This window comes from Emergencia timonensis (assembly GCF_900086585.1).
Taxonomy (GTDB): Bacteria; Bacillota; Clostridia; order Peptostreptococcales; family Anaerovoracaceae; genus Senimuribacter; species Senimuribacter timonensis.
Genome location: NZ_FLKM01000008.1, coordinates 1,083,926 through 1,106,966 on the forward strand (window position 1 = coordinate 1,083,926; position 23,041 = coordinate 1,106,966).

Sequence of the window (23,041 nt, forward strand, 5' to 3'; positions counted from 1 at the left end):
GATTTCTGACAGAATAAAAAGTTTATCATTGTATGAACATAGATGCTTCCCGTCTCTAAGGCGGTGAAACTTATCAGGAGCATTGCTCAGGCTTAAAATAATGATTAGAAAAAGGAGGACAAAATGGCAAAGAAAGGTGAATGGGTTCGCATTCATAACGTAGTATTGAAGGCCAGCGACAGAACGGCCAGAATTCCTGATGACACCAGGAAATGTGATCTTGAAATGTGGACTAAGGGGCAGCTTCTTGATGAAACTGCAGAAATCGGTGATGTTGTAACGATTAAAACTGCAACAGGAAGAGAAGAAAAAGGAACAATGATTGAAGTCGGTTCGTACTATACCCACAGCTATGGAAAGTTTGTGTCCGAGATCATTGAAATTGATAACATGCTCAGAGAAGAAATGTTCGGAGGTGAGGAATAATGGCATTGGCAAAAGATTACGATTCTGTAATGGAAAGATCCGAGGAGATTATGAAAAAGAGCTTGGGTCTGGACTATAACGAATTTGAAAGCGGATTAATTGCATTTGATTATGAAGCTTTGATGAAAGCTGCGGCATATAGCCTGGAAGAAATTCAGGAGATGCAGACTGAGGTAGGCGTTGGAAACACTCCGATGCTGGAACTGAGAAATATCACTAAGCTGGCAAGAAAATATTCAAAACCTGGATATGGCGCAAGAATCTTTACAAAGGACGAGGCGGCTAACCCGTCCGGTTCATTTAAGGACAGAAGAGCTTCCATTGCAGTAGCTCATGCAAAAAAGCTGGGCTATGAAGGCGTTATTGCTGCTACTTCCGGCAATTATGGTGCTGCAGTAGCATCTCAGGCTGCAATGCGAGGAATAAAATCGATCATTGTTCAGGAATGCTATGACTCCCGCAGGGTAGGACAGCCTGAAATCGTTGAAAAGGCAAGAAAGTGCGAGGCAATGGGAGCAGAAGTCATTCAGCTTACTGTTGGACCGGAATTGTTTTATGAACATCTTTCTGTAATGGAAGATACAGGTTATTTCAATGCTTCGCTGTACTCACCATTTGGTATTGCCGGTGTTGAGACTTTAGGCTATGAAATAGGCACAGAAATTCGCAAAAAATATGGCAAGGATCCTGCAATGGTTGTATGTACATATGCAGGTGGCGGAATGATTACAGGCTGTGCAAGAGGAGTAAGAAGAGCAGGCTGCAAAAGCACTCAGATTATCGGAGCATCCATTGATTTGACAGGTCTTTCAATGGCTTCAGACAATCAGTTTAACCTTAAGTCATGTACGACAGGGCATACCGGATTTGGCGTTCCCCATGCAATGAATCCAGATACAGGTGACATTCCAAGAAGTGCTGCCCGTCCGCTCAGATATATGGACCGCTATGTTACCACATCCCAGGGAGAGGTTATGTTCATGACTGAGATGCTTGCGGTACTGGAGGGAATCGAAAGAGGCCCAGCGGGAAACACGGCTTTGGCTGCTGCTTTTGCCCTGGCTATGGAACTTCCTGAAGATGAGATCATTGTTGTTTCTGAGACCGAGTACACTGGTGCAGGAAAACACATTCAGCCACAGCTGTCCTTTGCGAGAGATAACGGAATTGAAATCAGATTCGGAAATCCTGCAAAAGAAGATATACCGGGAACTAATATCATCCTGCCCGCAAATGCAGGACTTTTCCACTATAAGGAAGAAGATCTCCATCGTTTGAGAAAGGGGCTGATTAAGAAGTCGGCTGTCCGCACAAAGGACAAGGCTCCTACTGCAGCAGATATCACTTTCCTGGCAGAAGATACTAATACTGATGAAGAATATGTTAAGAATGTGCTGGCTGAACTGGGACTCATCTAGAAGACAATTAACGAAGATAAAATATGAAAACATCTTTGAAATGGAAAGGAAGTAAATATGTTAACAGAAAGGATCGAACGTCTAAATGACAAGGTGAGAAATACGTTTCCAACAATCGACCTGGATCGGGCTAAGCTGATGACAGAATTCTATAGCAAACCATCCATGGATAATTTTGTTATTCAAAGAGCAAAAGCCTTTGCTTTTTTCCTTGAGAACAAAAAAATCTTTATTGATGGGGATTCTCAGATTGTAGGACATGCCGGAGATAAGTTTCAGGCTGTACCACTTCATCCTGAAGCCACCAAATGGTTATACGATGATTTCGATACCCTTGACTGCAGAATATCAGATCATCTGAAGTTTGACAGCGAAGAAGAAAAAACAGAATTAAAAGAAATAGTAACTAAGTGGCGGGGACAGACATTCGGCGATTACGCTTCTTCACTTGAAGCCCCGGACGTTAAAGAGATGCTGGATGCACTGGTATTCACCCACGGTGTTTCAAATCAATCTACGATGAATCACTCCCCTGATTATGATAACCTGATCAAATTGGGGTACCGCCATTACATTGATGAATGCAAGAAGAATATTGCTGAATTCCAGTGTAATGATGTGTATGATATGGAAAAGAGGGTGAACTGGGAAGCCATGATTATTGTCATGGAGGCCATCATCAATTTTTCACATCGCTATGCAGACCTTGCCGAAAAGCAGGCCGCAGAATGTGCGGATGAAAAGAGAAAACAGGAGCTTCTTACCATGGCAGAAAACTGCAGAACTGTTCCGGAACATCCGGCACAGACTTTCCAGCAGGCATGTCAGATGGTATGGCTTACTCATCTTTGCATCTGCCTTGAAGCAGTAGGCGGAGATCATTGTCTGGGCAGATTTGACCAGTACACTTATCCGTTTTGGCAGAAAGAATCTTCGGAAGGAAAAGATGAAGTTTATTTCCAGGAGCTTATTCATGAGTTTAAGCTGAAGGTTGCGGAACTTTGGAATATACGCCAGTATAAGGAATCTATTGCAGTTCCCGGCTGTCCGCTCTGGATGCATGTTATGCTTGGCGGCGTCACGGAAGACGGAAAAGATGCATGTAATGAAGTGACTGACATTTTCCTGCGCTGTTTGCTGAATCTACAGACAGATGAGCCTTGCATATCCTTCCGCTATCATCAGAATGTCAATGAGGAAACTTTTCGCCTTGCAATTAGAGCAGCCAGAGACACCGGCGGTCATCCTGCATTCTATAATGATGATTCGGCAATTATCTATCTGCTCAGCCTGGGATTCACACTTAAGGAAGCACGCAACTGGGGTATTTGCGGATGCATTGAACCGATTGTACTTGGAAAAACTGATTTTCAGAGCAACTCCGGAAACTTTAATACAAATAAGGTTCTTGAAATTGCGCTCCATGATGGTGTTGACCCATTGACCGGCAAGCAGCTTGGACCAAAGACGGGCAAGGCAGAAGACTTCAAGTGCATAGATGATGTTAAGCGGGCATTTGAAACCCAGCTTGATTTCTTCATGGAAAAACTGATTCGAATGCATAATGCCACAATTGGGGCACATGGAGTTATGTTCCCTACCATTACAGCCTCCTGTTTCTCACAGGGTTGTATTGAAAAGGGTAAAGTGCTTCAGCAAAAAGGTTCGGATCATCACTACACGACGGTTTCCATTGCAAGTATGGCAAATACCATTGACTCCTTCGCTGCAATAGAAGAGTGCGTATTTAACAAAAATTACCTGACCATGGGGGAACTGGTTGACCTCCTTGACAGCAATTTTGAAGGGAAGGAAAACATGCGCCAGATGTTAATTAACAAAGCACCGAAGTTTGGCAATAACATCGAACAGGTGGATAAATATGGATACTATGTAGTTAACACAATAGATGACTCGTTACATAGATTTAAGGATGCTCATGGTGGACAATGGACAAGTTTACATGCGACAGTTGTATATAATGTCGAGATGGGTAAAAAGGTTGGAGCCCTTCCCGATGGCAGACTTGCACATACACCTCTTGCAGACAACGCTTCTCCAATGATTGGTATGGATGTAAACGGTCCCACTGCTGTTGTAAATTCTCTGGCATGTTGTGACGAGATGCTGCCACAGAGCGGTATGCTTCTGAACCAAAGATTTGATCCGGCAATTGCATCGGGCGAAAAAGGATTGGACATTATTGAAACCGTATTTCGCGCCCACTTCGCACAGCACGGTTATCACATTCAGATTAATGTACTGGATGATGAAACCCTTCTTGCAGCACAAAAGGAACCGGACAAATACAAGAATATTGTTGTGCGTGTTGCAGGTTATTCCGCCTACTTTGTCGAATTGGGCAAGGAAATCCAGGATAATATTATTGCAAGAACCATTCAGAAGGGTCTTTAATCCTGATAATATGACCGGAATTCCTGGATGAAATAAAGAAAATGATTATATATAAAAGTAAATGCATTAAAGGGAATCAGATAAAAACATCTTCTTCTTGCGGAAATTGTAAATGCCACTTTCGTGGTCATGGCTGCTGCAATTTTTTCGCAATATCTTTGGTGCATTTACTTTTTTCAATTGAACAAATCAAGAAAAGTTTATATGTGAAGTCCTATTTAACGGGAGAATATAACATGCGATTAGTGTATTAAAGGAGGTACTATGACGAAGATAGCATTAAAATTCAAAGAAGCCGTTTTGCAAAGCACTCCAATATTAATATGCGGACAGAATCAATTGGCATATGATCTTTTCAAAGTTTTTGTAAAGCAGACTAAACATAGTCTTCCTCTGATGGTGCTTACCACAACAGGCGGAAGAGTATTGTCTTTTTTGCACAATGGGGTAGAAGATGAAACCCTTTCAGGTCGTTTTATTCTTCCGGAAGAACGTAAGAAAATATGTCCTGAACTGACAGAATTTAAGTGCAGCGAAGAGTTTTTATTACTGTCAGAACCTAATAATCCTGCAGCTGCAGAGATACAATCTCTTATGTCGGGAGCACTGGCCTCAATTGCTACAAATGGGCAGCAGAATGCAAAGATTTTGAAATCTCTCGATGTAGTAGGTAATGCAATTTCAGTTTACGATGAGGAAGCAAGACTTCTTTTCGCCAATAGAAGGTTTTATGATGATTTCCACATAAGGGTTAAAGAAAAACCAATTGGGATGAAGATCACCGACATTACAGAAGAATTCGGGCTAAACTTTAGAAGTTTTGAAAAAACGTCCTCTGGGCGATTTAAGATGTTTGATGTCCTCGCTGAAGGCAAGGAGGCTCTTGACTGGGAAATCCGGCTGGAGTTCACCAAGAGCGGGGAGCCGTCCAGATTAGTGTCAAATGATATGTATCCCATTAAAGATGAAAATGGGAGAGTAAAGGGTCTTGTGGAAATTACGCGTTCCAGACAGCAGGACGTAAAGACTGCTCGTAAAATTGTAGGCTTGTCTGCAGACTACACCTTTGATGATATCATTGGATCCAGTAGGAAGATGCAGCAACAGATTCACGTAGCAAAGGAATATGCAAAGTCTTCCTTTAGCGTGCTGATTACAGGTGAAAGCGGAGTTGGAAAAGAACTTTTTGCCCAGTCAATTCATAATTACAGTCCGAGGAGAAAAGGACCTTTCATTGCCATCAACTGTGCCAACTTTCCTGAGAATCTCATTGAAAGCGAATTGTTTGGATATGTTGCCGGGGCGTTTACCGGTGCATCAAAAAATGGAAATATTGGTAAGTTCGAACTTGCAAATCACGGCACGCTTTTTCTGGATGAAATTGGTGAGCTGCCTTATCATTTCCAGTCAAAACTGCTTCGTGTTCTTGAGACTATGACTGTTACCAGAATCGGCAGCAATCAGAGCCTGCCAGTAGATGTACGTATAGTAGCTGCAACAAACAGGGACTTAAGGCAGATGGTAAAGGATGGCTTCTTCCGTGATGATCTTTACTTCCGCCTTGGCGTATTAAATGTCGATATTCCTCCGCTTCGCAACAGAAAGGAGGACCTTTTACTGCTTGCTGAAGCGCTTTTGGCACAGGGAAAAGATCCCGCTTCTTCAGGTGCAAAAAAATTGAGCGAAGCTTCCAAAAAAGTTCTGGAAGCCCATGCCTGGCCTGGAAATGTGCGTGAGCTGCGTAATGTTCTAAATCGTGCCAGTATTCTAGCGGGAAGTGATACTATTTCAGAAGAAACTCTCAGGAGATGCATTGACCCAAGCCAGTTGGCATTGGAGCCAATAATGGAGGACGTGCCCGAAGGGGCAGAAAATACTGCAGAATTATTTTATAAGGTATATCAGGAGTATCTTAATTCAATTGTACAAGAGATTGGGGATGATGATGACACAAGGCTGTCAAAGAGAATTCACGAGACCCAGCAAACTCTTATGGAGATTCTAATACGAAAAACTCTGGAGCATACCGAAGGAAATAAGAAAAGGGCAGCGGAGCTATTGATGATATCCCGCAAAACCTTATACAATATTCTTAACAGAGAAAGCTGGGATGTGTAAAATTATCGCACATAACCTTGAAACTGTAAAAAAATTATACATATATCCTATTAAGTTGAGAAAATTCATGCGGCACAGATATGAATCCAAGCTGAAAATCCGACTTATGCGAAAATGACGAAGTTGGCATGAGTGTTGCGTATCATTTATTATGGAAAATAAATCATGAAAATTGTGAGGAGAAAGAAAATTGATATTCAACGTTCAAAAGTGTTCTATACATGACGGAGTTGGGCTGAGAACCATCGTATTCTTCAAGGGATGTCCCCTTAGATGCAAGTGGTGCGCCAATCCGGAATCACAGTTATACACTCCGGAAATAATGGAGCATCCGCGAAAATGTGTCGGAGACGGGAACTGCGTTAGGGTTTGTCCTTCAAGTGCTATTTACCCCGCAGAGGAAGGCCTGCTAATCGATCGTGAAAAATGCAGAAAGTGTTTTAAGTGTACTGAGGTTTGTTATGCGTTAGCAAAGGAAGTTTGCGGAGAAGATAAGACGGCAGAGGAATTGTTTAAGGAAGTCAACAAAGACCGGCATTTCTATCACCTCAAAGGTGGTGGAGCGACCTTTTCCGGAGGGGAACCTCTTACTCAGCCGGAGCTTCTGACAGAACTTGCCCAAAAGTGCAGGGCCAATCGAATCGGTACTACAATTGAGACATGTGGATATGGTGATTACGAAAAATTTAAGGGGGCAATTCCTTACATTGACCATATCTTCTTCGATCTTAAGATGATGGATGGGGAAAAACACAGGGAACTTACTGGTGTGACAAACGAAGTAATATTGGATAACCTGAAAAAGATTAATTCCTTCGGTGTTCCAATCACAATCCGTACTCCTGTAGTTCCGGGCAGCAATGACGCAGTGGAAAATATTCAGGCCATAGCAGAATTCATCAAGGATCTGAGCAGTGTAAAGGAATATGAACTTTTGCCCTATCACAATTTAGGTGAATCCAAGTATAAAGCCCTTGGAAGGAAGTACGAATTAGAAGAAGTTAACCCTCCCGAAGATGAGTTTATCAGAGAGCGGGTCAAAATTGCCAATAAAGTATTAAAACCGTGTGGAAAAGAATGTTTCTACACAAAGAAAAATGCAAGGGAAGTTGTCTTGTAATGGATATGAGATAACACCATATAAAGGAAGCGAAAGGAGTAAAAAATGTTATCGGAAAGAATTCAAAGATTAAGTAATAAGGTGAGAAACACGCAGCCCACCATTGATCTTAACAGAGCAAGACTGTTTACAGAGTATTACAGTCATCCATCTATGGACAATTACATTTTAAGAAGGGCTAAGGCATTCCGCCACTACCTGCAGGAGAGAGAAATCTTTATTGATGAAGATTCCTGGTTGGCAGGACATCAGGGAGGTCAGTGGGAATCGGTTGTTATGTTCCCAGAGTCAACAAAGTGGCTTCGCGACGACTTTGACACCTTAGATAAGAGACCTTCCGACCATTTCCAATTCAGAAGTGAAGAAGAGAAAAAAGAGCTCAGAGATATCGTTGAGATTTGGAAGGATCAGACAACCGGCGATTTTATGGACAGTCTTTTAGACGACAATATGAGACCTATGCTGGAACTGGGACTTATGACCCATGGTATTTCACAGCAGTCAACCATGAATCATTCTCCTGATTATGATCATCTAATCAAGAGGGGATATCGCTACTACATTGATCAGTGCAAAAAGAATCTTGAAGAGCTTAGCGTCAATGATGTGGCTGATTTTGAAAAGAGAATTGCCTGGGAATCCATGATAATCGTTATGGAAGCAGTTATCGCATTCTCACACAGGTATGCGGATTTAGCTGAAAAGCAGGCAGCAGCGTGCACGGATGAAAAGAGAAAGGCAGAACTGCTTATAATGGCAGACAACTGCAGATATGTTCCGGAAAATCCGCCTCGTACCTTCCTGGAAGCAGCACAGTTTGTATGGATTAACCACCTTGCTCAATCTCTGGAGGCAGCTGGCGGTGATCACTGCCTTGGCAGATTTGACCAATATATGTATGCATTCTGGCAGAAGGAAAAGGATGATCATTCTGAGCAGTATTTCCAGGACGTCATTCATGAACTGAAGCTGAAAGTAGCAGAAATGTGGAATGCACGTTGTTACAAGGAATCCGTAGCTGATCCCGGTAACCCGCTCTGGATGCACATCATCTTAGGTGGAGTAAAGGAAAACGGCAAGGATGCATGTAATGAAGTTACAAGGATTTTCTTAAGAGCAATGAGAGATCTGCAGACAGACGAGCCTTGCATTACTTTCCGTTATCATCCGAATATCGATGAAGAAACTTTCCGTCTTGCAATTGAAGTTGCAAGAGATAACGGTGGACATCCGGCATTCTACAATGATACCACTGCGATTACATATCTTCTGAGCTTAGGATTCACGTTGAAGGAAGCACGTAACTGGGGTATTTGTGGATGTATCGAGCCCCACGTACTTGGAAAGACAGACTTCCAAAGTAATCCGGGATATTTCAACCCAATCAAAATTTTAGATCTGACACTGCATAATGGTTTCAGCCCTGAGATCAACATGCAGATAGGTCCGAAGACCGGCGATCCGAGAGACTGGACCGACATAGAGGATGTAAAGGCAGCATTTACGGAACAACTGGAATTCTTTATGGAACGTTTCGTATCCATGTATAACAGAACACTTGCCGCACATGCATATACCTTCCCTACAGTTCTCGGATCCTGTTTCTCGGTGGGATGTTTGGAAAAGGGTAAACTTCTTCAAAATAAGGGATCGGATCATCACTACTCTGCGATAGCAATGGCTGGATTTGCAGATATGGTAGACTCTCTGGAAGCCATAGACAAGTGTGTATTCAGAGATAAAGCCATGTCCATGGATGAACTGATTCATCTCCTCGACACAAACTTTGAAGGTGCAGAAGAGAAGAGGCAGATGCTGCTCAACAAGGCTCCAAAGTTCGGTAACGATATTGAAGAAGTGGACGAATATTCATACTGGGTAATAGATACATTGGATACTTGTATGAAACAATATCACGACGCACAAGGCGGACCGTTCACAGTATTGGTTGCAACACAGGCGTACAATGTAGAAATGGGTAAATGGGTTGGAGCAACTCCAAATGGCAGACTAGCTTTCACGCCCCTTGCTGATAATGTATCGCCGTCTGTAGGTATGGATACACACGGTCCAACTGCAGTTGTGAACTCATTGGCTTGTTGTGACGAACTCGTTCCGCAGAGCGGACTTCTGTTAAATCAGAGATTTGACCCTGCAGTTGTTGCCGGTGAAAAGGGACTTGACATCATCGAAACTGTATTCCGTGCTCACTTCAATCAGAACGGATATCACATTCAGATTAACGTATTTGATGATGAAACATTGAGAGCCGCACAAAAAGATCCGGACAGCTACAGAAATATCCTGGTTCGTGTTGCAGGATACTCGGCTTATTTCGTAGATTTAAGTGAAGAGGTTCAGAATAACATCATCGAAAGAACTATTCAGACAGGGCTGTAAAACAATCAATCTTCATCATATCTGCGTGAGTTCATTTGTGTGCACACGCAGGTATGATGTTTTCTTATCGGTTATGGCTCTGTTTTTCTTCAAGCACATGGTTATTCAAATGCATTTATAGGAATCATTATCGCTGCGGCAAATGTGCTGTCCGCTATAATACAAATTATAGCAGCGGACATAGCCGACCGTTCAAAAAAAGTGAGCTTATTTGAAATTGCCACAAAGCAGGAAGGAAGTTTATAGGAGGATTTAATATGTTACTTGAGAATAAAGCAATATTAATTACTGGAGCAGCTACCGGAATCGGCAGAGAAACTGCGCTGCTCTTTGCAAAGGAAGGCGCTGATTTGGCGCTTCTGACAGGAAAAAACCAAACCGCCCTTGAGAGGGTTGCGGAGGAAGTAGAGAAACTGGGAAGAAAGGTTTATTACGGTCTTGCTGATGTTGCCAATAAGGAGCAGGTTGAAGACTTTGTTAAAAAAAGTGTGGGACATTTAGGCAAGCTGGATGGTCTGGTTTGCTGTGCAGGCTTGTTTGAGCCGACTCCATTTTTGGAGGGTGACGAAGCTGTTTTGAAACGTGCCATTGACGTAAACATGCTGGGAGTATGGTACGTGACAAAAGCGGTGGCTCCTTATCTGATTGAACAAGGCGGGGGATCTATGGTGGCGATTACATCTTCAGACGCATTTACGGGCTGCATTAACTATGCGCCATATTCCATGGCTAAAGCTGGTGTTGTAGGAATGTATCGCACTGTCGCACTGGAACTTGGTCCCCAAAATATCAGATGCAATATGATTGCACCGGGAATTACAGATACCGCCCTTGTACACGACAGAATTGTTGAAAGAAGAGACGTGTATCTGGATGGAGCTGCATTGAGAAGAATAGGCGAGCCAATTGATATTGCAAATGCATGCCTGTATCTTTCGTCAGATATGAGTCTGCAGCTTACAGGACAGGTTCTTCATATCAATGGAGGATGCTATTTCTAAAGAACAAGGGTATTTTAAGCAAAGAGGTAAAAACATGAGAGCAAAGAAAACAATCAGAACTATTGAGACACATACACTGGGCATGTGCACTCGAAACGTTGTAAGCGGACTTCCTCCAATACCTGGAAAGACAATGGGGGAAAAGTTTCTGTATCTGAAGGAAAATTATGATTCTTTCAGAACTTTTGTCTGCTGGGAACCGAGAGGAAACTCCGATATGTCTGCAACAATATTTACAGAGCCATGCACTCCGGGGTGTGACATTGGTATCATTTATTTTGAAGCAAGCGATTGGCTTCCAATGTGCGGACACGACACCATTGGTGCAACGGTAGCCTTAATAGAAGGCGGTCTTATTGAAGCAAAAGAGCCGATTACAACAATCAAAATTGACACGCCTGCCGGTGTCGTGGAAGTTACGGCAGAGGTCAAGGATGGAAGCGTTACAAAGGTTTCCTTCCTAAATGCGCCTGCTATGCCTTTACTTCGTGATGTGGTAGTTAAGACTGAGGAGTATGGAGATCTGAAGCTGGATATTTCGTGGGGCGGCAATGTATATGCCATTTTGCCGGCAGAGTCAGTTGGGATTCCAATGGAACCCTGCAATGCAGACGCCTTTATCACGGCGGCTAATATCATTGGTGCACGCTGTAATGAACAGCTGACAATCAAGCATCCAGAGTTGGATTTTGTAAACAAAGTAACCCATGTGGAATTCTATGGACCGCCAAAGAATGAAAAAGCAGACATTCAGAATTGCGTTATCGCACTTCCAAAGGTAGTAGACCGCTCACCATGCGGAACCGGAACATCGGCGAAAGCGGCGCTGTTATATGCAGAAGGAAAGTTAGGCGTGGGGGAAAGCTTTGTACACGAAAGCATCATAGGTTCTTTATTTGAATGTACGGTTGCTGAAGTATGTGATGTGAACGGTGTCCAGGCGATCAAACCCATTGTATCTGGAAACGCTGCTATCTGTGGTTTTGCCACGTGGATTCTGGATCCCAAAGATCCGTTCCCTGAAGGATTCCTTTTAATTTAATCGGAGGTGACATTATCTGCATTCACTGGCAAAGAGATAATGGATACAATTAAAATATGAAGAATAATTTTTTTACAAGACCTGTAGTTGTAGCTGTCCTTGCACTTTTCACCTGCGCATTGTGGGGAAGTGCTTTTCCGGCTATAAAAATAGGGTTTGCTTTGATGAATATAGAAACAGCGGGCAGCAAAGTTTTATATGCCGGATGCAGATTTATGGTGGCAGGTATAATGACGTTAATTCTGGCCAGCATTATTGAAAAACGAATTGTAATTATTAAAAAAAGTTCTATACCGGCTATTTGCATTCAGGGGCTTATTCAGACGGCTCTGCAGTATTTTTTCTTTTACATAGGGTTGTCCCTTACTTCTGGAGCCAAGGCTTCCGTTATCAATGGGGCTAATACTTTCTTTTCTATCATTGCAGCCCATTTCCTGATAAAAGGAGAAAAAATAAACGGGAGAAAAATAGTGGGGTGTACCATAGGCTTTATTGGAATCATCGTTGTAAACATGAAAGACGGCAATTTGTTTGGAGATTTCAGCATTATTGGCGAAGGTCTGATAGTAGTGTGTACGGCCGCTTACGGCGTTGGCTCAGTGACTCTCAAAATTTTTTCGGACAAGGAATCGCCGGGAGCACTCTCGGCATATCAGCTTATTTTCGGTTCTTCGCTGCTGATTATAGCTGGCTTGCTGATGGGAGGAAGATTAGAAACCTTTAGCGGTCAAGCCGTTCTGCTGCTTTTTTACCTTTCTCTGCTTACTACTGTTTCTTTCTATTTGTGGGCTACCCTTCTCAAATACAATCCGGTAAGCAAGGTTACGGTATTTGGTCTCACGATTCCTATTTTTGGAGTGATGCTCTCGGCCATTACATTAGGGGAAGATGTGTTTAAGATTACCAATATTATAGCACTTTTACTGGTGTGTGTTGGGATTATAGTCGTTAATTATATACCTGAACATAAGAAATAAGGAGGATATTATGAATTTTGAATTAACACAAGAACAATTACTGCTTCAGAAGACTGCCCGTGAGTTTGCGCAGAACAAACTTCTGCCGGGCATTATAGAAAGAGATGAAACATCGGTTTTTCCTATGGATCTTTTTAAGGAATTTGGTAAAACAGGCGCATACGGTCTACCTTACCCTGAAGAATACGGCGGCACCGGCGGCAGCTACATGGACTACGTCCTTAGTGTTGAAGTGATTTCAAAGGTTGACGGCGCATTTGGTATTTCCTATTCGGTTAACACGTCACTTTACGGAGGCAGCATTATGAACTCCTCCGCATCAGATGATATCAAAAAGAAATTCCTTGCTCCCATCACTTACGGAGAAAAAGCCGGTTCTTTCGGTCTTACTGAACACAGTGCCGGATCTGATGCTGCAGGACAGACTACTGTTGCGGTGAAGAAAGGTGACAAATACATAATCAACGGTTCCAAATGCTTTAACACCAACGGGCCCTTTGCGGATTTTACTGTAATCTATGCACTGACAGATCCTGCTTTAGGAACTAAGGGAATGTGCGCATTTGTAGTAGAGAAAGATACAGCGGGATTTAGTGTAGGAAGGATCGAGAACAAGATGGGCATCCGTACGTCACCTGTTTCAGAGCTTCATCTTGAAAACGTTGAAGTTCCAGAGGAACAGATGATTGCAAGACCAGGCGAAGGCTTTAAGCTGGCCATGAAAACCTTAGACGGAGGCAGAATCGGGGTAGCTGCACAGGGGCTTGGAATAGCGGAAGGTGCTTTTGAGATTGCTCGCAGCTATATGATGGAAAGAGCCCAGTTCGGAAAGCCTATTGCAAAGCAACAGTACCTTGCATTTAAGATGGCTGAACTCCAGACAAAGATTGAATCTGCCAGAATGATGGTTTACAGAGCAGCGTGGATGAAGGACAACGGAAAGCCTTATACAGTGCCTGCTGCCATGGCAAAGATGACATGTACCAATGTGGCAATGGAAGTCACAACCGAAGCAGTGCAGCTGCTTGGCGGAAACGGATACATGAAGGAATACCATGTTGAAAGAATGATGCGAGACGCTAAGATTACTCAGATTTACGAAGGCACAAATGAAATTCAGAAACTGGTAATCAGCGGGCAGCTGTTCCGTTAACAAAATAGCCAACCTAAATTATCGTGTGGGTGCTGAATAAAAAAGGGGAGCATTTGAGGCTGAAATGACAGCTGAAAATGTTCCCTTTTGGTTGGGTTAATCTCTTGATTTGTTGTAAGAACCACGCTTTTTTCTGTCTCTCTTTTCACTTGCCAGCATCGGCGTCAGCGCATAGTAGATGTCCGGGGACAAAGCGAAGATAACACGCTTCCTGAATCTTTGAAAGCTGCTAATGCCGTTGGATACTGCCAGATAAGTTTTTATCCTGCCGTTGATGTTTTCAGTGAATGAATTAGAAAGGTTTCTATCGCCGTAAGGACGTATGAAGGAGTTAGGGATTTCATTGCGCCAGGTGCAGAGAATGGCTGTGAATTCATCAAACTGTCTGATTTCTTCCTTCTTAAACTTATCGATAAGAGCATTTATCCTGACAGCCGCTTCATCAGAAGCCAGTGCCATTTCTTCAGCAGATAGTATGCGTTGTGGATTTCATCGATACCGAGGCATTCCGGAAGGCGCCTTGGAGGAATGGTGACATAGGAGTCAATGATAGGGAATGGCGGATTTGCAGATTGCTAGGAAATGTTGGTGTATTTTTTGCGTTACTGATAAGAAACGGCAGTGCGGCATCAGGGATATTTTGGATATTGACAACGACCGTTACAACAAATAAGCTTTCAGTATGCGATAGGTTAAAAAGAAAAGGTGGGAAACATCATGAGAACAAAGCTGGATTCTGTAATGGAGCGATTAAACAGCAATGACACAGAGAAGCAGGAGATGCGGTACAAGAAGTCGACAAAGGATCATTTGGCAGAAAAGGTCTGCGACTTTTTGATGGGACGGTATGAGGGGAGTGTGGAGTTGCTGCTCCTGTGTACAGACGAAGGAAGGGTAATCAGTCTTTATCCTGCGCAGGAGGTACAGCGGTATGGGAGAGGCCTGTCGGCGGATGATTTGCTGGCCCTCAAGGAAATGCTGAACTGGTCTGATCGCGTCAAAGGGTATCTGCTCTTTGCAGTGGCTGCTGCAGAGGGTCAGAGTGGATTTCTGGATGGCTTCAGCAATGATATGATTCGTCTGATGGGAATCTATGAAAGGGAGAACGTCAAAAAAAACTTTTTGCTCAGAGCTTTGGATTTCATGGATAATCCTCTGTGCATTTACGACCGGGATGCGATTTTCCGCTATGGAAATTCTGCCTACTGCAATGTGATGAACATCCGTGACCGAGAAGCTGCTGTCGGGGTCCACGTCAACGACCTCATGAAAAACAGCGGTACGTCGATTCACGCTATGAAGAGTACATCAAATAAATACAAGATGTTCGGCTTGCGGGAGTTTTTGTACCTGAATAAATTGAACCTGAATAAGATGAACAAAATCATCGGCCATGCTGCGGAGTACACTTTTGATTCGATTATCGGCGAGAGCGAGGGAATACGGCAGAGCATCGCCATTGCAAGTGAGTTTGCAACGGCAGGACGAAACAGTGTTCTGATCGTCGGCGAGAGCGGCGTGGGAAAAGAGCTATTCGCCCAGGCGATCCACAATTACAGCAACAGGGGCCAGGAAGCCTTTATCGCTCTCAACTGCACCAACTTCTCAGAGAATCTTTTTGAAAGCGAACTGTTCGGCTGTGTGGGCAGCGCATTTACGGGGGCGTCAAAGAACGGACAGCTGGGCAAGTTTGAGCTGGCAGACGGCGGGACGCTCTTTTTGGACGAAATCGGAGAGATGCCTTTCTACTTCCAGTCAAAATTGCTGCGCGTCCTTGAAACCGGTAAGATTACCAGAATCGGCGACACCAGGGAAATCGAAGTCGACGTGCGCGTCATAGCGGCGACCAACCGCGACCTGGAGAGAATGGTCGAGGAAGGATTGTTTCGAAAAGATCTCTATTACAGATTGCAGGTCCTCAACCTGGTCATTCCGCCGCTACGAGAACGAGAGGATGATATCGTCCCCCTGGCGGAAATCTTTCTGAAACAGGTGGCGCAGTCCAACGGCAGATTGGCAAAGCTGCTTGATTATAGTGCAAAAAAGACTTTGACCGAATATAACTGGCCGGGAAATGTGCGGGAACTCCGGAACGTGATACAGCGCGTGGCCCTGCTTTCCAAACGCAATGTGATTAACGATAAAGACATTGAAGCATCTATTTTGTCAAAGCCTTATCGCTTTAAGGCTGATGCACCGGAAACGCCAGAGAATAGATTGGAAAAATGCCGCAGAGAAATCGAGAAGGCCAACGCCAATCTGTTGAAGGAGGCACTGGAAATCACCGATGGAAATAAACAAGAGGCGGCGGCACTACTTGGGATGTCGCGTGCCACCTTCTACAGGATGATGGAAAAATATATGGGATAGGCATTGGCTATTGAAAAAGAAGGGAAGATATAATAGAATACAAACTGAAAAGGAAGGAGATACACCAATGGAAAGAACAATTATGATTGCGGGAGAACAAGATCAGTATCATTTCTCGCAAGGGTGCGCTGAAGCAATTGCGGAATTAGGCGCAAAAGCCTTTATCTCTTATAATCCTGCGGATTTTGACAAATGCGATGCAGTATTGCTGCCGGGCAGCTGGACAGGCATCAACGCCAGGCTCTGGGGAGAAGAAAACGTGGGCTGCGATATCTTGGACGACCACCTGGATGCTTGTCAGACAGAAATCCTGCAGAAAGCCGCAGCTGCGGCAAAACCCGTCCTGGGCATATGCCGCGGCTTTCAGATGATCAATGTCTTCTTCGGCGGCAGCCTGTATCAGGAATTGCATCACAAGGATCACCACAAGGGAGAGCATATTCAGGAGAAGTATCACGATACCGCCTGTGTTCCGGACACCTTGCTTTACAATTTGTACGGGGAGCGCCTTTGTACAAATTCCATCCATTATCAGGCCGTCAGAGCAATACCCCCTTGTCTGCAAATCGCCCAAGTTTGGTTCAGCCCGCAAGTCACGGAGGAAGAGCAGGTTCATTTTCTCCGCCTCTGCCAGGAAGGCGCCATTACAGAGACTCCTTCTGACTGTATCATCGAGGCGGCCGTCCACGAGAGCCTGCCCATCGTCGGCCTGCAGTGGCATCCGGAGATTTTGCTGAAAAATCCAGCTCATGCTGCCGATGCAAAGAAGATCCTCCGGCGTTTTCTGGAGTTATAACGATTCCGCCCAGGTGTTTTTTCATCAGATCGATAAGGACCTTCATCTGAGGGGTGAACCATATATTTTTATGATGACCTCTGTTGACCCGGTTTGCAGAAATGAGCGTCTTAGCTTTTTAATTTTAGAAATCTTTATCAGTAAATAAGAACTATTAATTTTACATATAGATATTTCGATGGTACACTGCTTTATAGAGAAGTCAACGACACTGAAAGATAGAAGGAGAACATTTTGGCTGGATTATTAGTAGATGCTGTTTCAATCATTGCGGGCAGTTTCATCGGCTTACTGCTGAAAAAGGGAATAAGCAAAAAAATCTCCGATGCGATCATGATCGGCATCGGGCTTTGCGTGGTTTATATGGGTATCACTGGTTTGACAGGAGAGGTGGGAACCATCTTACTGTTATTTTCCGTCATCATCGGCACCCTCATTGGCACGGCTATTGATATTGACGCAAGAATCAATGCTCTTGCTCTCAGGCTGGAGAAAAAGTTTGTCAAAGAAGAGGGCAGCACCTTTGCCAAGGGGTTCGTCACATGCACTATTCTATCCTGCACGGGAGCCTATACCATTATGGCTTCTCTTAATGCCGGGCTTGGAAATAACACCATGCTGTACACGAAGGCGATCATAGATTTATGCGTAACCATGATGCTCGCCTCGACCCTTGGCATCGGCGTCATGTTTTCGGCTGCCGTGATATTTGCATATCAAGGGGCGCTGGCCTTGTTCTCTGGCGTATTGTCCCCACTGCTGTCTGACGAAATGATCGGTGCGTTTTCCTGCGTTGGGGCGCTTCTCACCATTCCTCTCGGAACCAATATGATGGGAGTGACCGACATCAAAATCGCAAACTATATTCCGGCAATCATCGCCGCCCCTGTCATCGTATGGCTGATGTCCTGGGTTTCCGCCCTGTAGGGATGTTGGTCAGTCTATACACTAGAGTTGCTGCCTAAAAGAATAAATAAAGCAAAAGGTCTCTTTGATGGATGAAAAGAGACCTTTTTTCTATTCACTTAAAACAGAAAACGGCGTGCTAATCTTTGTAAGATAAGCGCGCTATTTGTTTACTCTAAAAGAAATCCTCTTCCTGCTCTGATTCATGCTGTCAAAGGTTTGGCAGAAAGTTGAACGCTTGTTTTTGCAATAATTAAAAAAATTAGAAAAATTAACGAGCGCACTTGACAAATCATACAATTAAACTATAATATGATGTAAGACAACGTTGTTAAGATAATACAAATAGTTTGTACAAAGAAAGGAGGAAGGCATATTACATGATAATTTTGACAGCAGAGGCACGCTGCATCAGCTTTTTTCGTCTCAATTATCAATATGCGATTTCTAATATGAAGAATTTCAGGTTTTCAACAACAATCAGTGTAGCCGCTGCATTTTGCGCCTACTTCATAGGTTCGGGATTTGCCTCAGGTCAAGAGGCGCTGCAGTATTTTGCCGCATATGGCGGCATATGGCCGATTTTCATTCCTCTCATCGTATTCGCCTGCTTATGGTTCTTCTGGTCCAAAATCGGATATAACTCCTGGGATATTCCAGAAATAGACGCGCCCGCCGATGCCTACGATTACTTCTGCGGATTTAAAGGAGCGGCCAGAGTGGCAGACGTTTTAACGATTATCATCACTGGACTGTTCAGTTTATCCATGTTTGCAGGATGCGGCGCGACCTTAGAACAGTACTTAGGAATTCCCCAGTGGATTGGCGCTATTGGGCTGGGTATCATCGCCTACGCCGTCATCTGGTTCGGCCTTGAAAGTGTCACAAATGTACTCAGCTGTGTGGGACTGATTATCATCGGATTTGTCGTATTGATCGGTGTCTACTGTTTCGTGGCCCAGGGGCCTGGTGAAATTACAGATGGAGCAGAGAGAATCAGCCAATATGTGGACAACAGCGATGTCTATATCGCCAGTGTATTCGGGATTAAAAATCCGCTTCTGTCAGGGGCATGGTATTTTGGCACCTTTATCGTAACGGGATACGCCTTTATCGTAGCCCAGGGCAAGCGGTTCCACAGCTATAAAGAAAGCAACATGGCAGCCCTCTTTTCAGCCATCCTGTTCACCTTAGGCTTATACATGATCACCGGCGCCGTATTAGCCAATATCGACCATATCGTTGAGGTCAAAGCACAGATTCCTCTTCTTGCGGTCATCGACAATACGCTGCCTGTGTTACAGCCGGTATTTGCGCTAGTCGTCGTTGCAGGCATCTTCACAACAATTACAGGCTATTCCTGGACAATTGGAAGGAGATTTGCAAAAGATAAAACGACCAAGCAGAGACTGATCGTCGGCGGTTTGATGATCATCGGCATCCTGGGTGGCGCTTTTATCCCGTTCAGCACCTTGGTCAACTGGATTTCACCGGCATCCGGCCTGCTGGGTTTAATTATCGCAGTCTATATGACCATAGGCGCAATTGCAAAATCAAAGACCCGCAAAAAAGAGTCATAAAGGAGGAAATTATGGTATCTGAAAGAATCAACAGAATGAAAGAAAGACAGAGAAACACGGTCCCTACGTTCAGTGCAGAAAGAGCCAGGCTGGCCACGGAGGCCTATGAAAAGTTCGGCGGCGAACCCAATGTACTCCTAAAAGCCAAGATGCTGGACTACATTCTCACCCACATGACCGTCTATATTGATGACGACGATCTGATTGCTGGCAATTATACGGACCGCCCGCGGTGCGCGCCGATTTTCCCGGAATTCGCATCCCAGTGGATTTTGGACGAGATTGATACCTTTACCACCAGAACCCTTGATAAGATGGCGGCAGAAGACGGCATGAAAGAAGAAGTCATTGAGATCTTAAAACGCTGGGAAGGAAAATCCTTTGATGAAGTTACCGCAGGGGTGTGCAGACCAGAAGCCATTGAAGCGATGAACTCCGGCATCCTTTCCATCGGCGGTCTGGAAACCAGTACAGGCCATATTCTGCCTAACTATTTCCGTCTCTTTGACGGCGGTCTTGCCGGTGCCATCGAAGACTGCGAGAAGAACATCAAAGAAACAAAGGTAGCGAGAAAAGAAGAGCAGGAAAAGGTGGATTTCTGGAATGCCGTCATCATTTCCTGCAGGGCCTGCATCAAATTTGCCAACAGGTTTTCTGTGCTGGCGAAAGAGATGGCCGCAGCAGAAACCGATGAGCAGAGAAAACAGGAGCTGCTGGTTATGAGTGAAAACTGCGCCACGGTGCCGGAAAACAGCCCGCAGACTTTCTGGCAGGCCATCCAGTTCGTCTGGTTTATCCACATCACCCTCTGGATTGAAAGCAACGGACACGCTAATTCCTTCCCTGTATTTGACCGTCTGATCAACCCGCTCTACATAAAGGATCTGCAGGACGGCAAGGTGACAGAGAGAGAAGCGTTGGATATCCTGGAATGTTTCTTTATTAAAAACACAGACATCCTGAAACTGAGAAACGCTTTCTTCAGTGAAAGCTGGGCTGGCTATCCCGTCTGGCAGAACATGATTATCGGCGGCATCGGTGCAGACGGAAAGGATGCCTGCAATGAGGCTACCATGCTTCTTCTCAAAGCAAATGAAGAAGTACAGACCTCACAGCCGACCATGTCTTTGCGCTATCACAGGCACATGTCAGAGGAAGTATTCGACAAGGCCATTTCCATGATACAGAAAGGATTGGCTACGCCAGCCTTTTTCAACGACCATCTCTGTATCCCTCTCGTTCTGGCAAAGAGTGATGGAATCAATATTGAAGATGCCAGGAACTGGGGGGTTATGGGCTGCGTACAGCCCATGGTTGCCGGAAAATCCGACGGAAGAGCCCAGGTGGGTACGGTCAATCTGCTCAAATGTATTGAGTTTGCTATGCACGACGGTTTTGATCCGCAGACAGGCAAACAGACTGGTCCACACACCGGAAAGTTTGAAGACTTCGCCTCTTATGAAGATTTTTTCCAGGCCTTCCTGATTCAGGTGGATCACTCCTTCGATTTAATGATCAACGCTTACAATTCTGTAACAGCGATTCATGCGATCCGTCAGAATATGCCGTTCGCCTCCATGTGTGTGGACGACTGTATCGGCAAAGGGACGACGCTGCAGCAGGGCGGTGCCAAGTACAGCTATTCCGGCGCTTTGGCCGATGGGCTTGCAAACGCCATCGACTCCCTGGCCGCTGTGAGAAAGTTCGTATTTGAGGACAAGGTCATTACGCCGCAGGAACTGCTGACCGCCTGCGATAACGATTTCGCAGATGAAGTTCTGAGACAGAAGCTGCTCAACAAAGGACCGAAGTATGGCAACGACATCGATGAGGTGGATTTCATCGGACATTTGATTATCAAACACATCAATGAGATGATTTCTGACTACAGAGACAGCCGCGGCGCCAGATTCTGCTTTGACATCGAGTCTCAATCCTACAATATCGTACAGGGCAAATGTGTGGGCGCCACGCCGGACGGCCGTAAGGCCTTTGCACCACTGGGTGACAACGTTTCACCAGTCATGGGCAGGGATGTCAACGGACCGACGGCAACCGTTCTGTCTGTTGCAAAGATCGATCAGTTCTACACCACAGACGGAACCCTGTTCAACATCCGCTTCGACCCGAGATCCATCGCTGGAGAGAAGGGCAAAGACGTCCTGGGCGGCGTGGTAAAGACTTACTTTGACAACTATGGTGAGCACATTCAAATCAACGTGGTATCCGACGAAACCTTGCGTGAGGCGCAGAAACATCCAGAGGAGTATAAGAACCTCTTAGTCAGAGTGGCGGGATATTTAGCTTACTTTACAGAGCTGGATCAGAGCGTGCAGGACAACATCATCGCCCGTACCCTGCATTGCTGTGATTGTTAAAACGGAGCGACATCATGAATAGTAAAGAATTGATCGGCGGCATACAGCGGTTTTCCACCGAAGACGGCCCCGGAATCCGCACCACGGTGTTTTTTAAGGGATGCCCTCTGCGCTGTAAATGGTGCCATAATCCGGAACTGATAGATTATGACTTTACACTCCTATACACAGGCAATCAATGCATTGCCTGTGGCGAGTGCAGCGGCATATGCTCGGAAAAAGCTATCACCATGGGAAGTGATGGAGTCCACATTGATCGAAAGCAGTGCAAAAGATGCGGAAAATGCGCAGACAATTGCTGCACAGGTGCACTGCGGCTTGTAGGCATGCGTAAGACCGATGACGAACTGCTGTCTTTGCTGACCAAGGACAAAGGGTTTTATGCGGAGACGGGAGGTGGTATCACCTTCAGCGGAGGCGAGGTCACTAGTCAGACGGCCTACGCTCAGCGACTTTTAGAAAAGTGCCGGGCAGCGCATCTGGATGTTGCCATCGATACCTGCGGCTATTGTGGTTATGAACCGCTGCGAAATCTGTGTCAGGGTGCCAACACCGTGCTCTTTGATTTAAAGTGCATGGATGAAGCGCGGCATAGAGAGTTGACCGGGGTAAACAATAACATGATTTTGGAAAATCTGGAAAAGCTAAGCCGCCTGCCCGATGTCCATGACAAAATCATCATCAGGCTGCCGCTGATTCACGGATTAAATGATGGGGAAAGGGATATGGAGGCCATCTGCCGTCTCCTGCATGACCTTGACCTGAAAAATGTTGACGGTCTGCCTTATCACAGTCTCGGAGTTGCCAAAGGGAGAAATATAGGTGAACCTATGACAGAGTTTGAGACACCGTCAGAAACGCATCTTGACCAGATTGTGTCTTGGTTTCAGGCGGAGAGCATCGAGATTCGCATCATGGGCAGAGACAAAAAATAGAGGGAA

Annotated in this window: 17 protein-coding genes; 16 read left to right on the top strand and 1 reads right to left on the bottom strand. The window is 44.8% G+C overall.

Translation table 11 applies throughout. The annotated features are described in order from the left end of the window. Nucleotides 1-123: 123 nt before the first annotated feature. From ortA to BN6539_RS06475, 10 genes are all read left to right on the top strand, one after another. Nucleotides 124-426 carry a 2-amino-4-oxopentanoate thiolase subunit OrtA gene (gene ortA / locus BN6539_RS06430; RefSeq protein WP_067535376.1) on the top strand — a complete coding sequence of 101 codons (303 nt, stop codon included), beginning with the start codon at nt 124-126 and terminating at the stop codon, nt 424-426. Next, a complete protein-coding gene (gene ortB / locus BN6539_RS06435; protein ID WP_067535379.1) occupies nt 426-1,844 on the top strand; it encodes a 2-amino-4-oxopentanoate thiolase subunit OrtB in 1,419 nt (472 codons plus the stop codon). Before ortA ends, ortB begins: the two co-directional genes overlap by 1 nt. 57 nt (nt 1,845-1,901) lie before the next feature. Then, nucleotides 1,902-4,259 (top strand): glycyl radical protein, encoded by a 2,358-nt coding sequence (locus BN6539_RS06440; protein ID WP_067535383.1) that lies wholly within the window; start codon nt 1,902-1,904, stop codon nt 4,257-4,259. A gap of 264 nt (nt 4,260-4,523) precedes the next feature. Beyond that, nucleotides 4,524-6,377: a sigma-54 interaction domain-containing protein gene (locus tag BN6539_RS06445; protein ID WP_067535386.1), complete on the top strand. Its 1,854-nt coding sequence runs from the start codon at nt 4,524-4,526 to the stop codon at nt 6,375-6,377. 190 nt (nt 6,378-6,567) lie between these two features. Then, a complete protein-coding gene (locus tag BN6539_RS06450) occupies nt 6,568-7,497 on the top strand; it encodes a glycyl-radical enzyme activating protein (protein WP_082907385.1) in 930 nt (309 codons plus the stop codon). A gap of 45 nt (nt 7,498-7,542) precedes the next feature. Beyond that, a complete protein-coding gene (locus tag BN6539_RS06455) occupies nt 7,543-9,897 on the top strand; it encodes a glycyl radical protein (RefSeq protein ID WP_067535390.1) in 2,355 nt (784 codons plus the stop codon). Between the two features lie 257 nt (nt 9,898-10,154). After that, on the top strand, nt 10,155-10,898 hold the full coding sequence (locus tag BN6539_RS06460; protein ID WP_067535393.1) for an SDR family NAD(P)-dependent oxidoreductase: 744 nt from the start codon (nt 10,155-10,157) through the stop codon (nt 10,896-10,898). Nucleotides 10,899-10,932: 34 nt separating this feature from the next. Beyond that, entirely contained in the window at nt 10,933-11,940 is a 1,008-nt protein-coding gene (locus BN6539_RS06465) for a proline racemase family protein (RefSeq protein WP_067535395.1), read from the top strand. A gap of 56 nt (nt 11,941-11,996) precedes the next feature. After that, nucleotides 11,997-12,917 carry a DMT family transporter gene (locus BN6539_RS06470; RefSeq protein WP_067535398.1) on the top strand — a complete coding sequence of 307 codons (921 nt, stop codon included), beginning with the start codon at nt 11,997-11,999 and terminating at the stop codon, nt 12,915-12,917. 10 nt (nt 12,918-12,927) lie between these two features. Continuing rightward, nucleotides 12,928-14,070 (top strand): acyl-CoA dehydrogenase family protein, encoded by a 1,143-nt coding sequence (locus BN6539_RS06475; protein WP_067535401.1) that lies wholly within the window; start codon nt 12,928-12,930, stop codon nt 14,068-14,070. 96 nt (nt 14,071-14,166) lie between these two features. On the opposite strand, the gene BN6539_RS06480 is transcribed toward BN6539_RS06475, so the two are convergent. Next, nucleotides 14,167-14,529 carry a transposase gene (locus BN6539_RS06480; protein WP_067535404.1) on the bottom strand — a complete coding sequence of 121 codons (363 nt, stop codon included), beginning with the start codon at nt 14,527-14,529 and terminating at the stop codon, nt 14,167-14,169. 258 nt (nt 14,530-14,787) lie between these two features. On the opposite strand from BN6539_RS06480, the gene BN6539_RS06485 reads away from it, so the two are divergent. From BN6539_RS06485 to BN6539_RS06510, 6 genes are all read left to right on the top strand, one after another. Beyond that, the gene (locus tag BN6539_RS06485; RefSeq protein WP_067535407.1) at nt 14,788-16,440 is read left to right on the top strand and encodes a sigma-54 interaction domain-containing protein; all 1,653 of its coding nucleotides are present in this window, start codon (nt 14,788-14,790) and stop codon (nt 16,438-16,440) included. Between the two features lie 67 nt (nt 16,441-16,507). Next, nucleotides 16,508-17,236 (top strand): gamma-glutamyl-gamma-aminobutyrate hydrolase family protein, encoded by a 729-nt coding sequence (locus tag BN6539_RS06490; protein WP_067535410.1) that lies wholly within the window; start codon nt 16,508-16,510, stop codon nt 17,234-17,236. A 234-nt stretch (nt 17,237-17,470) separates the two neighbouring features. Continuing rightward, the gene (locus BN6539_RS06495; protein ID WP_067535414.1) at nt 17,471-18,163 is read left to right on the top strand and encodes a DUF554 domain-containing protein; all 693 of its coding nucleotides are present in this window, start codon (nt 17,471-17,473) and stop codon (nt 18,161-18,163) included. 359 nt (nt 18,164-18,522) lie between these two features. Further along, complete coding sequence (locus BN6539_RS06500; RefSeq protein ID WP_067535417.1) at nt 18,523-19,722, top strand: YkvI family membrane protein; 1,200 nt, start codon at nt 18,523-18,525, stop codon at nt 19,720-19,722. A gap of 11 nt (nt 19,723-19,733) precedes the next feature. Beyond that, a complete protein-coding gene (locus BN6539_RS06505) occupies nt 19,734-22,100 on the top strand; it encodes a glycyl radical protein (RefSeq protein ID WP_067535421.1) in 2,367 nt (788 codons plus the stop codon). A gap of 14 nt (nt 22,101-22,114) precedes the next feature. Then, nucleotides 22,115-23,035, top strand: a complete 921-nt coding sequence (locus tag BN6539_RS06510; RefSeq protein WP_067535424.1) for a glycyl-radical enzyme activating protein — start codon at nt 22,115-22,117, stop codon at nt 23,033-23,035. Nucleotides 23,036-23,041: the final 6 nt, after the last annotated feature.

Coding starts and splice junctions, on each gene's coding strand:
- BN6539_RS06465 (WP_067535395.1), top strand. CDS start 10,933: ATGAGAGCAAAGAAAACAATCAGAACTATTGAGACACATACACTGGGC.
- BN6539_RS06440 (WP_067535383.1), top strand. CDS start 1,902: ATGTTAACAGAAAGGATCGAACGTCTAAATGACAAGGTGAGAAATACG.
- BN6539_RS06455 (WP_067535390.1), top strand. CDS start 7,543: ATGTTATCGGAAAGAATTCAAAGATTAAGTAATAAGGTGAGAAACACG.
- ortB (WP_067535379.1), top strand. CDS start 426: ATGGCATTGGCAAAAGATTACGATTCTGTAATGGAAAGATCCGAGGAG.
- BN6539_RS06500 (WP_067535417.1), top strand. CDS start 18,523: ATGATAATTTTGACAGCAGAGGCACGCTGCATCAGCTTTTTTCGTCTC.
- BN6539_RS06480 (WP_067535404.1), bottom strand. CDS start 14,529: ATGGCACTGGCTTCTGATGAAGCGGCTGTCAGGATAAATGCTCTTATC.
- BN6539_RS06510 (WP_067535424.1), top strand. CDS start 22,115: ATGAATAGTAAAGAATTGATCGGCGGCATACAGCGGTTTTCCACCGAA.
- BN6539_RS06490 (WP_067535410.1), top strand. CDS start 16,508: ATGGAAAGAACAATTATGATTGCGGGAGAACAAGATCAGTATCATTTC.
- BN6539_RS06445 (WP_067535386.1), top strand. CDS start 4,524: ATGACGAAGATAGCATTAAAATTCAAAGAAGCCGTTTTGCAAAGCACT.
- BN6539_RS06485 (WP_067535407.1), top strand. CDS start 14,788: ATGAGAACAAAGCTGGATTCTGTAATGGAGCGATTAAACAGCAATGAC.
- ortA (WP_067535376.1), top strand. CDS start 124: ATGGCAAAGAAAGGTGAATGGGTTCGCATTCATAACGTAGTATTGAAG.
- BN6539_RS06470 (WP_067535398.1), top strand. CDS start 11,997: ATGAAGAATAATTTTTTTACAAGACCTGTAGTTGTAGCTGTCCTTGCA.
- BN6539_RS06460 (WP_067535393.1), top strand. CDS start 10,155: ATGTTACTTGAGAATAAAGCAATATTAATTACTGGAGCAGCTACCGGA.
- BN6539_RS06505 (WP_067535421.1), top strand. CDS start 19,734: ATGGTATCTGAAAGAATCAACAGAATGAAAGAAAGACAGAGAAACACG.
- BN6539_RS06475 (WP_067535401.1), top strand. CDS start 12,928: ATGAATTTTGAATTAACACAAGAACAATTACTGCTTCAGAAGACTGCC.